The organism is Kitasatospora sp. NPDC089913 (assembly GCF_044748625.1).
Classification (GTDB): domain Bacteria; phylum Actinomycetota; class Actinomycetes; order Streptomycetales; family Streptomycetaceae; genus Kitasatospora.
This window is the reverse complement of sequence record NZ_JBIVGI010000046.1, coordinates 1-12,759: the sequence shown is the minus strand read 5'-3', so window position 1 is coordinate 12,759 and position 12,759 is coordinate 1. Positions and strand designations below refer to the sequence as shown.

The 12,759-nt window shown below is 70.7% G+C and carries 11 protein-coding genes; 10 read left to right on the top strand and 1 reads right to left on the bottom strand.

The genetic code is table 11. The features are described 5' to 3' along the window. Positions 1–30 precede the first annotated feature (30 nt). Together ACIPYS_RS37980 and ACIPYS_RS37975 are read left to right on the top strand one after the other, a co-directional pair. The gene (locus tag ACIPYS_RS37980) at positions 31–990 is read left to right on the top strand and encodes a tRNA (adenine-N1)-methyltransferase (RefSeq protein WP_093862724.1); all 960 of its coding nucleotides are present in this window, start codon (positions 31–33) and stop codon (positions 988–990) included. A 130-nt stretch (positions 991–1,120) separates the two neighbouring features. Further along, positions 1,121–1,726, top strand: a complete 606-nt coding sequence (locus ACIPYS_RS37975; protein WP_400754936.1) for a hypothetical protein — start codon at positions 1,121–1,123, stop codon at positions 1,724–1,726. 217 nt (positions 1,727–1,943) lie between these two features. On the opposite strand, the gene ACIPYS_RS37970 is transcribed toward ACIPYS_RS37975, so the two are convergent. After that, positions 1,944–2,240, bottom strand: coding sequence for a ferredoxin (locus tag ACIPYS_RS37970; protein WP_375983339.1), 297 nt, complete (start codon positions 2,238–2,240; stop codon positions 1,944–1,946). 290 nt (positions 2,241–2,530) lie between these two features. Between ACIPYS_RS37970 and arc the strand changes: the two genes are divergently transcribed. The 8 genes from arc (at position 2,531) to ACIPYS_RS37930 (ending at position 12,571) form a co-directional block, all read left to right on the top strand. Beyond that, a complete protein-coding gene (gene arc, locus ACIPYS_RS37965) occupies positions 2,531–4,297 on the top strand; it encodes a proteasome ATPase (protein WP_400754932.1) in 1,767 nt (588 codons plus the stop codon). Between the two features lie 217 nt (positions 4,298–4,514). Beyond that, a complete protein-coding gene (gene dop, locus ACIPYS_RS37960; protein ID WP_093862728.1) occupies positions 4,515–6,026 on the top strand; it encodes a depupylase/deamidase Dop in 1,512 nt (503 codons plus the stop codon). Positions 6,027–6,200: 174 nt separating this feature from the next. Beyond that, the gene (locus ACIPYS_RS37955) at positions 6,201–6,419 is read left to right on the top strand and encodes a ubiquitin-like protein Pup (RefSeq protein ID WP_030299936.1); all 219 of its coding nucleotides are present in this window, start codon (positions 6,201–6,203) and stop codon (positions 6,417–6,419) included. Positions 6,420–6,603: 184 nt separating this feature from the next. Next, positions 6,604–7,443, top strand: coding sequence for a proteasome subunit beta (gene prcB, locus ACIPYS_RS37950; RefSeq protein ID WP_093862729.1), 840 nt, complete (start codon positions 6,604–6,606; stop codon positions 7,441–7,443). 31 nt (positions 7,444–7,474) lie between these two features. Further along, positions 7,475–8,242 (top strand): proteasome subunit alpha, encoded by a 768-nt coding sequence (prcA, locus tag ACIPYS_RS37945; protein ID WP_093862730.1) that lies wholly within the window; start codon positions 7,475–7,477, stop codon positions 8,240–8,242. Positions 8,243–8,364: 122 nt separating this feature from the next. After that, the gene (gene pafA / locus ACIPYS_RS37940) at positions 8,365–9,726 is read left to right on the top strand and encodes a Pup--protein ligase (protein ID WP_093862731.1); all 1,362 of its coding nucleotides are present in this window, start codon (positions 8,365–8,367) and stop codon (positions 9,724–9,726) included. A 215-nt stretch (positions 9,727–9,941) separates the two neighbouring features. Next, positions 9,942–10,934, top strand: a complete 993-nt coding sequence (locus ACIPYS_RS37935; protein WP_093862732.1) for an FKBP-type peptidyl-prolyl cis-trans isomerase — start codon at positions 9,942–9,944, stop codon at positions 10,932–10,934. 323 nt (positions 10,935–11,257) lie between these two features. Further along, positions 11,258–12,571, top strand: a complete 1,314-nt coding sequence (locus ACIPYS_RS37930; protein ID WP_093862733.1) for an FKBP-type peptidyl-prolyl cis-trans isomerase — start codon at positions 11,258–11,260, stop codon at positions 12,569–12,571. The last annotated feature ends 188 nt before the right edge of the window (positions 12,572–12,759 follow it).

The window sequence follows — 12,759 nt, the reverse complement described above, 5'->3', positions numbered from 1 at the left end:
GGACGGCGCGCTTCCCTTAGGATTGTCCGCATGTCCGAACCGACCGGTGCCACCCGCCGACGCGGGCCCTTCCAGGTCGGGGACCAGGTCCAGCTGACCGACCCCAAGGGCCGCCACTACACGTTCACGCTCCAGGCCGGGAACCAGTTCCACACCCACAAGGGTGCGTTCCCCCACGACGAGCTGATCGGCGCCCCCGAGGGCACGGTCGTGCGCACCACGGGGAACGTCCCGTACCTCGCGCTGCGCCCCCTGCTCCCCGACTACGTCCTGTCCATGCCGCGCGGCGCCGCCGTGATCTACCCCAAGGACGCGGGGCAGATCCTGGCGATGGCCGACATCTTCCCGGGCGCCCGCGTGGTCGAGGCCGGCGTCGGCTCCGGCGCGCTGTCCACGTACCTGCTGCGCGCGGTCGGCGACACCGGCCTGCTCGCCTCGTACGAGCGCCGCCAGGACTTCGCCGACATCGCGCAGTCCAACGTCGAGCGCTACTTCGGCGGCCCGCACCCGGCGTGGAAGCTCACCGTCGGCGACCTCCAGGACAACCTGGTCGAGAACGACGTCGACCGCGTCATCCTGGACATGCTCGCCCCCTGGGAGTGCCTGGACGTCGCCTCCAAGGCGCTCGTCCCCGGCGGCCTGATCTGCTGCTACGTCGCCACCACCACGCAGATGTCCAGGACCGTCGAGGCGCTGCGCGAGCACGGCACCTACACCGAGCCGCAGGCCTGGGAGACCATGGTCCGCACCTGGCACCTGGAGGGCCTGGCCGTCCGCCCGGACCACCGGATGATCGGCCACACCGGCTTCCTGCTCACCGCCCGGCGCCTCGCCGACGGCGTCGAGCCGCCGCTGCGCCGCCGCCGTCCGGCCAAGGGCGCCTACGGCGAGGAGTACGACAACGGGGCGCCCGAGCCCACCCTGCAGGAGCGCGCGGCCGCCCGGGCCGCCGCCCGCGCCGAGAGCGCCGACCAGGTCGACCTCGGCTGAGACACCGTCCGGAGGGGTGGTACGGCGATGCCGTACCACCCCTCCCGCGTTCCCGCACACCCGTGACACCTCGCGGCCGCCCCGGTGTGGGACGATGCTCGCTCACACAGACCACTGGAGGGGACGCCTGGTGGAGACCGCGGTCGGGACGACGGCTGGACAGCGCACCGCGACGGGCCGCACCGGCCCCGGTCGGGAGCGCACCACCCCCTGGCACTGGGGCGTCACGGTGGGCGGCTGCGCCGCCGTTGTGGCGGCCGCGCTCGCCGCCGGTCCCGCCGGCGGCACCACCGGGCCCGCCCGGCCCACCCCCAGGGCCCTGCCCGCGGCCGCCGCGCCCGATCCGGCCCGGGCCGAACTCCCGCTCGACTGCGGGCCGTTCCCGGTGACCATAGCCGTCAGCTTCGCCGCCGACCTCGGCGACGGCCGGCCCGGCACCGTCGCCGCCGCCCACTGCGCGGCCGGGAACGGCACCCCGCCCGACGGCGTCTTCCTGCTCGGCCCCGGCCCCGGCGGCCGTCCCGCCGTCCTCGCCACCCTGCTCTCGGAGCGCGAGAACCTGATCGTCAGCCGGCTCGCGCTGCGTTCGGACGGCGCCATCACCGGCCACGCGCAGGGGTATTCGAGCGACGAGGTGCCGCGCTTCGCCCCCGACATCTCGCTCGACCTCACCTGGACGCACAAGGGCGGCGCCTGGGACCGTTCCCAGACCGCCGCCCCACTGGCCCTCACCTAGGGCGTGTCTTCAAACCCGCGCCTGCGGGGCGACGCCGGGGCACGCACCTCGCCGGCTTCTCGTCGGTCCCCGATGGCCCCCAGCCTTCGGCCGGGAGGTGCCCCCACCGCATGGACTCTCTCCTCGGCGCCGCCGATGCACGCACCCCAACGCCGCGCCGCCCGCCCTTCGGGCGGACGGCGGGGGTTTGAAGACACGCCCTATGGCGCGTACCGGCCTACTCGGCGTCGGGTCCGAAGACCTCGACCCGGTCGTTGACCCGGCGCACGTGGATGCAGTCGCCGGGGCAGTCCTTCACCGAGTCCACCACGTCCTGAAGCAGCGTCAGCGGCACCGGCACGCTCTCGCCCGGCTGCTGGCGCAGTTCGTCGTCCTCGCCCTTCACATAGGCGAGGCCGTCGATGTCCAGCTCGAAGACCTCGGGGGCGTACTGCGCGCAGATGCCGTCGCCGGTGCACAGGTCCTGGTCGATCCAGACCTCCAGCGGCTCGGCCGCCTCCGTCGTCCCGTTCACCGACATGTTTCGTCCGCCGTTTCTGTCCCGGGACGCCCCGTCCTGGGGCATTCCCGCCATTCGTACAACGATCGGACCTGGGGCGTCGGTCGCGATCGGATATCGACTCGATCGACGATACATCTGGTCCGCTTTGGCCGGTGCGCGGTGGGTATCCCCCTAGCAGAGGGGAAGCACGCGAGGGCGAAGATCGGACACGCCCGTTCCATCTTTCTTGATCTAGGGGTTTACGGACCCCTGGTCCCAGGTAGGGTCTGGAAGCGTCCAGCTCCCCGGAGGAGGTGAGGACCGTGGCAGCCCACGATGACGACTACAACCGCAGCACCGGCAGGCCCGCTCGTGGTTCCGACGAGGCCGCTCAGGTCTCGTACCTTGAGCAGGAAATCGCCGGACTGCGCCGCAAGCTCGCCGACTCGCCGCGCAATTCGAGAATCCTCGAAGAGCGGATCGTCGAGCTCCAGACCAACCTGGCCGGCGTGACCGCCCAGAACGAACGGCTCGCCTCCACCCTGCGCGAGGCCCGCGACCAGATCGTGGCCCTCAAGGAGGAAGTGGACCGGCTGGCACAGCCCCCGGCCGGATTCGGCGTGTTCCTCAGCTCCAACGAGGACGGCACCGCCGACATCTTCACCGGCGGCCGCAAGCTCCGCGTGAACGTCAGCCCCAACGTCGCCCTCGACGAACTGCGGCGCGGCCAGGAAGTCATGCTCAACGAGGCCCTCAACATCGTGGACGCGATGGCCTTCGAGAGCATCGGCGACCTCGTCACCCTCAAGGAGGTGCTCGAGGACGGCGAGCGGGCCCTGGTCGTCGGCCACACCGACGAGGAGCGGGTGGTGCGGCTGGCCGAACCGCTGCGCGAGGCCACCCTCCGGGCGGGGGACGCCCTCCTGCTGGAACCGCGTTCCGGCTACGTCTACGAGGTCGTGCCCAAGGCCGAGGTCGAGGAGCTCGTCCTCGAAGAGGTCCCGGACATCGACTACCGCCAGATCGGCGGCCTCGCCAACCAGATCGAGCAGATCCGCGACGCGGTCGAGCTGCCCTACCTGCACGCCGACCTCTTCAAGGAGTACGAGCTGCGCCCGCCCAAGGGCGTCCTGCTCTACGGCCCGCCCGGCTGCGGCAAGACGCTGATCGCCAAGGCGGTGGCGAACTCGCTGGCCAAGAAGGTCGCCGAGGTCACCGGCCGGCCCCAGGGGAAGAGCTACTTCCTCAACATCAAGGGCCCCGAGCTGCTCAACAAGTACGTCGGCGAGACCGAGCGGCAGATCCGCCTGGTCTTCCAGCGGGCCCGCGAGAAGGCGAGCGAGGGCACGCCCGTCATCGTCTTCTTCGACGAGATGGAGTCGCTGTTCCGCACTCGCGGCTCCGGCGTCAGCTCGGACGTGGAGAACACCATCGTTCCCCAGCTGCTCGCCGAGATCGACGGCGTGGAGGGCCTGGAGAACGTCATCGTCATCGGCGCCTCGAACCGCGAGGACATGATCGACCCGGCGATCCTGCGGCCCGGCCGCCTGGACGTCAAGATCAAGATCGAGCGCCCGGACGCCGAGGCGGCCAAGGACATCTTCTCCAAGTACCTCAAGGGCTCGCTGCCCTTCCACCCGGACGACGTCAAGGAGCACGACGGCTCGCTCGAGGCCACCGTCGCCGCGATGATCCAGTCCGTGGTGGAGCGGATGTACTCCGAGACGGAGGAGAACCGCTTCCTGGAGGTCACCTACGCCAACGGTGACAAGGAGGTCCTGTACTTCAAGGACTTCAACTCCGGCGCGATGATCCAGAACATCGTCGACCGGGCCAAGAAGATGGCCATCAAGGACTACCTCGACCACGGCCAGCGCGGTCTGCGGGTCTCCCACCTGCTCAACGCCTGCGTGGACGAGTTCAAGGAGAACGAGGACCTGCCCAACACCACCAACCCGGACGACTGGGCCCGGATCTCCGGCAAGAAGGGCGAGCGGATCGTCTTCATCCGCACCCTGGTCACCGGCAAGCAGGGCGCCGAGTCCGGCCGCTCCATCGACACTGTCGCCAACACCGGGCAGTACCTGTAACCGCTCCGCTCCGGACCTCCGGAACGCACGCACCCCGTCCGGCTGTGGCGCCTCGCGGCCCCGCAGCCGGACGGCGCGTCTCGGGGCCCGCCGGTCGGTACGGCGTTCTAGGCTCGACCCACCGTTCGCGGGCAGACGGCCCGGCGTCGGTGTTGATCAGCGGTACGTCAGCGTGTGCCGTCCGTCGGGGGCGGCGCACCGGGGCAAGGAGGGCCGCATGACCGTACGGCGCGTGATGGGCATCGAGACCGAGTACGGGATCTCCGTGCCCGGACACCCCAACGCCAACGCCATGCTCACCTCGTCCCAGATCGTCAACGCGTACGCGGCGGCGATGCACCGGGCCCGGCGGGCCCGCTGGGACTTCGAGGAGGAGAATCCGCTGCGCGACGCCCGGGGCTTCGACCTCGCGCGGGACGTCGCCGACGCCAGCCAGCTGACGGACGAGGACATCGGCCTCGCCAACGTCATCCTCACCAACGGCGCGCGGTTCTACGTGGACCACGCGCACCCCGAGTACAGCTCGCCCGAGGTGACCAACCCGCGCGACGCCGTGCTCTGGGACAAGGCCGGCGAACGGATCATGGCGGCGGCCGCGCAGCGCGCCCTGGAACTGCCCAACGGGCAGACCATCCACCTGTACAAGAACAACACCGACAACAAGGGCGCCTCCTACGGCACCCACGAGAACTACCTGATGAAGCGGGCGACCCCGTTCGCCGACATCGTCCGCCACCTCACCCCGTTCTTCGTGTCCCGCCAGGTGGTCACCGGCGCCGGCCGGATCGGGATCGGGCAGGACGGCTCCGCGCACGGTTTCCAGATCAGCCAGCGCGCCGACTTCTTCGAGGTCGAGGTCGGACTGGAGACCACCCTCAAGCGCCCGATCATCAACACCCGCGACGAACCGCACGCCGACGCCGAGAAATACCGCCGGCTGCACGTGATCATCGGGGACGCCAACCTCTCCGAGATCTCCACCTACCTCAAGCTCGGCACCACCTCGCTGGTGCTGGCCATGATCGAGGACGCCTTCATCACCTCGGACCTGGCCGTCGACCAGCCGGTGCGCACCCTGCACCGGATCTCCCACGACCCCTCGCTGAAGCACCTGGTCACGCTGCGCAGCGGGCGCCGGCTCACCGCCGTCCAGCTCCAGCTGGAGTACTTCGAGCTGGCCCGCAAGTACGTCGAGGACCGCTTCGGCACCGACGCCGACGAGCAGACCGTGGACGTGCTGGCCCGCTGGGAGGACGTGCTGGGCCGGCTGGAGCGGGACCCGATGTCGCTCTCCCGGCAGCTGGACTGGATCGCCAAGCGGGAGCTCCTGGAGGGCTACCGCAACCGGGACGGGCTGGAGTGGGACAACTCGCGGCTCGCCCTGGTCGACCTCCAGTACAGCGACGTGCGGCCCGAGAAGGGCCTCTACAACCGCCTGGTGGCCCGTGGCCGGTTCGACCGGCTGGTGACCGAGGAAGAGGTCGTCAGGGCCGTCACCAAGCCGCCGGAGGACACCCGGGCGTACTTCCGGGGGCGCTGCCTCGAGCAGTACGCGGAGCACGTCGCGGCGGCCTCCTGGGACTCGGTGATCTTCGACCTGCCGGGCCGGGACTCGCTGCAGCGGGTCCCCACCCTGGAGCCGCTGCGCGGCACCCGCAACCACGTCAAGGCACTGCTGGACCGCTGCCGCACGGCGGAGGACCTGCTGCGGGTGCTCTCCGGCGGGTAACTTTTCGATCACCACGGGTGAAGCCCGGGCAAATGGGAATCATCCGGGGGGACGGCGGGTGTTGGACAGGAAGCGCCACCGGCAAACCGGAAGCGGATTGTCGCAGCTTGTGTATAGGGTCGATGCAGCAAGCAGCGACCAAACCGTGCCAGATGATCGAGCGGGGTGAGGTAAATGGCGAGCAAGGACACCGGCGGCGGCCAGCAGCGGGCGAACCGCTCCTCCGAGGAGGTCGAGGAGCAGGCCGCGGAAGCGCAGAATTCCGACGAGCTCAAGGAACGCCAGGAAAAGCTGAGCGACGACGTCGACGCGGTTCTGGACGAAATCGACGAGGTCCTGGAATCGAACGCCGAGGATTTCGTGCGGCAGTTCGTGCAAAAGGGCGGACAGTAACCGGACCGGAAACCGGCCGGGCGCCCGGTGGGCATTCCGGGAATTCACGGTCGCGGCCGATGACGGCGGACGGGCGGCGCGAGCCGCCCGTCCGCCCGGTCCCGGCGCACGGGTCCGCTGGACAGTGATCGCCCGGCCGATAGGGTCGGGCAGTGCGCGCTTCAAGCTACCTGGAAGGAATCGTGTGGAAGCCAACACTCGTGGCACCGGGCGTCTACCGGCTGCCTTCCTCACCCCGGGGTCCTCGTCGTTCCTCGACTTCCTGGAGGCCTACCGGCCCGAGCTGATCCCCGGACGGCAGCGGCTGCCCGAGGGCGTCGTCGAGGCCCCGCACGGGACGACCATCGTCGCCGCGGTCTTCGACAAGGGCGTGGTCCTGGCCGGTGACCGCCGCGCGACGATGGGCAACGTGATCGCCCAGCGCGACATGGAGAAGGTCTTCCCCGCCGACGAGTACAGCGCGGTCGGCGTCGCCGGCACCGCCGGCCTCGCGATCGAGATGGTCCGGATGTTCCAGCTGGAGCTGGAGCACTACGAGAAGATCGAGGGCACCGTCCTCTCCCTGGAGGGCAAGGCCAACCGCCTGACCACCATGATCCGGGGCAACCTGGGCATGGCGATGCAGGGCCTCGCGGTCGTCCCGATGTTCGCCGGCTACGACCTCGACCACGGCCGCGGACGGATCTTCACCTACGACGTCACCGGCGGCCGCTCCGAGGAGCGCGGCTTCGCCGCCACCGGCTCCGGCTCGGTCTTCGCCCGCGGCTCGATGAAGAAGCTCCACCGCGCCGACCTGACGGCCCAGCAGGCGTCCACCATGGTCGTGCAGGCCCTCTACGACGCGGCGGACGACGACTCCGCGACCGGCGGCCCCGACCTCGCCCGCAAGATCTTCCCGATCGTCTCGCTGATCACCGAGGACGGCTTCCGCCGGCTCACCGAGGCCGAGGTGACCGAGATCGCCGTCTCCATCACCGACCAGCGCCTGACCCAGCCCAACGGGCCCCAGGCCCCGCTGCTCTAGCCGTCAACCGAGAAGGAAGGGACGACCGCCGGTGTCGACACCGTTCTACGTCTCCCCCCAGCAGGCCATGGCGGACCGCGCGGAGTACGCCCGCAAGGGCATCGCGCGTGGCCGCAGCGTGGTCGTGCTCACCTACGCCGACGGCATCGTCTTCGTCGCCGAGAACACCTCCCGGGCGCTCCACAAGGTGTCCGAGATCTACGACCAGATCGCGTTCGCGGCGGTCGGCCGCTACAACGAGTTCGAGAACCTGCGCATCGGCGGCGTGCGCTACGCCGACCTGCGCGGCTACACCTACGACCGGGCCGACGTCACCGCCCGGGGCCTGGCCAACGTCTACGCCCAGACGCTCGGCACGATCTTCTCCTCGGTCGGCGAGAAGCCCTACGAGGTCGAGCTGATCGTGGCCGAGGTCGGCCGCAGCACCGAGGACGACCAGATCTACCGGCTGACCCCGGACGGCTCGGTCGTCGACGAGAAGAACTACGTGGTGGTCGGCGGGAACGCCGACTCGATCGGCAACTACCTCGGCCAGCGCCACCGGGCCGGCTTCTCGCTCACCGAGGCCATCAAGGTCGCCGTGGACTCGCTCGCCCGCGACCCCAACGGCGGCAGCCCGCGCACCCTCACCCCCGACCAGCTGGAGGTGGCGGTCCTCGACCGCGAGCGCTTCCAGCAGCGCAAGTTCAAGCGGATCCTGGGCGGTCAGCTCGCCCGGCTGCTCGACGGCGACCAGTCCGCCGAGACGGACGACGAGGAGAAGCCGGCGGCCACCCCGCCGGGCGACTCCGACCAGTAGTGCCTGCGGGGTCCCCGCGGCGGCCGGCGACGTCCGCCGCGGGGACCCCGGTGCCCCTGCGGCGGCCCCGACGGCGCCGCGGAGGCGGTTTCGGACAGCTCCCATCAGAGAATGGATGGCCCATGGACCGCCGAATTTTCGGGCTGGAGAACGAGTACGGCGTCACCTGTACGTTCCGCGGGCAGCGCAGGCTGTCCCCGGACGAGGTGGCCCGGTACCTCTTCCGCCGCGTAGTCTCCTGGGGCCGCAGCAGCAATGTGTTCCTGCGCAACGGTGCCCGCCTCTACCTCGACGTGGGCTCCCACCCCGAGTACGCCACCCCCGAGTGCGACGACGTCACCGAGCTCGTGACGCACGACAAGGCGGGCGAGCGCATCCTCGAGGGCCTCCTGGTGGACGCCGAGCGGCGGCTGCACGAGGAGGGCATCGCCGGGGACGTCTACCTGTTCAAGAACAACACCGACTCGGCCGGCAACTCCTACGGGTGCCACGAGAACTACCTGGTGGCCCGGCACGGCGAGTTCTCCCGGCTGGCGGACGTGCTGATCCCGTTCCTGGTGACCAGGCAGCTCATCTGCGGCGCCGGCAAGGTGCTGCAGACCCCGCGCGGCGCGGTCTACTGCGTCAGCCAGCGGGCCGAGCACATCTGGGAGGGCGTCAGCTCCGCGACCACCCGCTCCCGCCCGATCATCAACACCCGCGACGAGCCGCACGCCGACGCCGAGCGCTACCGCCGGCTGCACGTCATCGTCGGCGACTCCAACATGTCGGAGACCACCACCCTGCTCAAGGTGGGCTCCACCGACCTGGTGCTCCGGCTCATCGAGGCCGGCGTGGTCATGCGCGACCTCACCCTGGAGAACCCGATCCGGGCGATCCGCGAGGTCAGCCACGACCTCACCGGCACCCACCAGGTCCGGCTCGCCAACGGCCGGGAGGCCAGCGCCCTGGACATCCAGGAGGAGTACTACACCAAGGCGCTGGAGTTCGCCGACCGCAAGGGCATCAACACCGGCACCATCGCCCGGGTCCTCGACCTGTGGGGCCGCACCCTGGAGGCGGTCCGGAGCGAGCGGCTCGACGGGGTCGCCGACGAGATCGACTGGATCATGAAGTACAAGCTCATCGAGCGCTACCGCGAGAAGCACCAGATGAGCATGAGCAACCCCCGGATCGCCCAGATCGACCTGGCCTACCACGACATCCACCGTCGCCGCGGCCTGTTCTACCTGCTCCAGGCCAAGAACCAGGCGCAGCGGGTGACCACCGACCTCAAGACCTTCGAGGCCAAGTCGATCCCGCCGCAGACCACCCGGGCCCGGCTGCGCGGCGACTTCATCCGCCGGGCGCAGGAGCAGCGCCGCGACTTCACCGTCGACTGGGTGCACCTCAAGCTGAACGACCAGGCCCAGCGAACGGTGCTGTGCAAGGACCCGTTCCGTTCCGTCGACGAGCGGGTGGAGAAGCTCATCGCCGGCATGTGACGGCGGGAGGGCCGGTCGGTGGCCGGCGCGGTGCCGGTGTCCGGCCTGCGCCGCCGTCGTGCGGGAGCGGGGGAGCGGTGCCCCCGCCGATGTGATCTTCGCGGTGTCCGGTCCCGGTGGTGCCTCCCGGGACCGGACACCGTCTGCGCATACGCTGTCCGTCGAGTCCGGAGCCGGTTCCGGAGAGCCGACTTTGACCGACAGTGAGGAAAGCCGTGCGCCGCACCGCCGGGTTGCTTGTCACCCTGCCCCTGTTGCTGGCGGTGGCCTGCAGCAGTTCCACCAAGCCCGCCAGCCAGGTCACGCCCAGCGCGTCGCCCAGCGCGGCGCCCACCGTGCCCGCCCCGGTGAACGAGGCCTCGCCGATGCCGACCCTGTCCGGCGGGGGCTTCGGGAGCAAGGCCACCATCACCATCCCCGAGGGCCAGCAGCCCAGCGGGCAGTTCGTGGTGAACACCGTCAGCGAGGGCGACCGCTCCACCGTCAACAAGGGCGACTGGGTGACGGTCAACTACACCGCGAAGGACTGGACCACCGGCAAGGACCTGCCCAGTTCCTACGACTCCGGCGGCAAGCCGCAGCTCTACCAGGCGGGCAGCGGCCAGCTGGTGCCGGCCTTCGACCAGAGCGTGATCGGCAAGAAGGTCGGCAGCCGGCTGCTGGTCGTCGCACCGCCCGCCGCCGCGTTCGGGAGCCAGGGCAGCACCCAGCTCGGCGTCGCCGGGGGCGACACCGTGGTCTTCGTGCTGGACATCATGGAGAGCCTGCCGCCGGACGCCACGCTGTCCGGCACCATGACGCCGCCGCCGGCCAACCTGCCGCAGGTCAAGGACAACGGCAAGGCCGCGGTGACCATCACCGTGCCGGCCGGGCAGGAGCCGCCGACCGAGCTCCAGCAGGCCGTGCTGATCAAGGGCGAGGGCAAGCAGGTCAAGTCCGGGCAGACCCTGGTCGTGCAGTACACCGGGGTGCTGTGGGCCAACGGCCAGCAGTTCGACTCCTCCTGGAGCCACGGCGGGGCGCAGGCCCTGCAGATCGGCACCGGCAGCGTCATCGAGGGCTGGGACAAGGGGCTGGTCGGGCAGACCGTCGGCAGCCGGGTCGAACTCGTGGTGCCGCCGGCCCTCGGGTACAAGGACCAGGCGCAGGGCGCCGTGCCGCCGAACTCCACCCTGGTCTTCGTGATCGACATCCTGGAAGCGGTCTAGCGTCCGTCAGGTCCGGGAGCCTCTCGGCGGACGCTTCCCGGACCTTCTGCCGGACGTTCCGCCGGACGTTCCGCCGGACCGCGCCGACGCGGGGAACGCGGAGATCCTTCCCCCGGGCTGGTTCCGGCCCGGGGGGATTCCGTACGCTTGGGCGGGCGCTCGCACACGGAAGCGCCCGCCCTCATCCTGACCTGTCATACTGCCCTCGCACTGTGGTAGGCGCCGCCGGCGTCCGGGGTCCGGGCGGGCAGTGCGACAGCACCCCGGCGCCACCACGCCGGCCGTAGACCTCGAATACCTCGTGGCGAGATGGATGGGGAGTCATGTCTGAGAAAGAGTCGAGCCCGGGCGGGTCCGGCACCGCGCACGGTAACTCCGTCGGAGACCCGGCCGACTCGCGGCCCGGCGGCCCGCTCCCGGGCGACGGCGAGTCGATCATCGTCCCCCCGGCGATCCTGCGGCAGCAGGCCGGCTGGGGCGGCACCGACGAGGCGCCGCGGACGGCAGGGACGAAGACCGACGACGTCCCGCAGATCTTCGCGTCCACCGTCCGCCGCCAGGACGGCTCCGAGGCCGGGTACGACGAGAACCCCGGCAACGTCGGCCGGCTCGGTGTGATCCTCGGCACCGTCCTGGGTGTCCTGCTCATCGGCAGCGCCGTCACCCTGTACCTGGTGAACAAGGACGGCTCCTCCGACGACAGCGCCGCCGCCAAGCCGGACACCGCCAAGTCCGCCCCGGCCACGCCGAGCGCCGAGCCCGTCCCGCCGATCAAGGACAGCGCCAAGGTGCTGCCGACCGTCACCGGCGAGTTCGGCAAGAAGGCCACCATCGAGGTGCCGCCCGCCGACCAGGCCGACGGCAGCTTCGTGGTGAAGGTCCTCTCCGAGGGCAGCGGCCCCAAGGTCGAGAAGAACTCCTGGACCTCGGTCGACTACACCGGCAAGGACTGGAACACCGGCAAGGACATCCCGTCCTCGTACGACGACAAGGGCAAGCCGCAGATCTTCCAGGCCGGCACCGACGCCCTCATCCCGGCGCTCGACCAGGCCGTCGTCGGCAAGAAGGCCGGCTCCCGGCTGCTCGTCGTCGCCCCGCCGGCCGCCGCCTTCGGCGCCCAGGGCAACCCCAGCATGTCGATCGGGGCGAAGGACAACCTGGTCTTCGTCATCGACATCCGCAACAGCAACGCCCCCGACGCCGTGGTCAGCGGCACCGTGACCCCGCCGCCCGCGGACTTCCCGCAGGTCAAGGACAACGGCAAGAAGCCCGCCGACATCACCCCGGTGCCCGGCGCCGCCGACCCGACCGAGCTCAAGAGCCACGTCCTGATCAAGGGCGAGGGCCGCAAGGTCGAGAAGGGCGAGAAGATCCTCGTCCAGTACACCGGCGCGCTGTTCAAGGACGGCAAGGTCTTCGACTCCTCGCTCAGCAAGGGCCAGGCGTTCTCCTTCCCGCTCGGCGGCGGCCAGGTCATCGCCGGCTGGGACCAGGGCCTGGAGGGCCAGACCATCGGCAGCCGGGTCGAGCTGGTCATCCCGGCCTCCCTCGGCTACAAGGACCAGGCCCAGGGCGACATCCCGGCCAACTCCACGCTGGTCTTCGTCGTCGACATCCTCGACGCCGGTCAGGGCTGATCCACTTTCGGGTGACAATGGTGTGCGTGTGACCTCCGGGTCCGGCCGCGTGGCCGGACCCGGACGGGGGGGGGGGGGCCCGGCGGGGGGGGGGGGCCGGGCGGGGGGGGGGGCGCCCCCCCGCGGGGGGGGGCCCCCCCCACCCGGGGGATGGGGCAGCGTGGAAAGCGGAGCTGGGGATTGCCGGA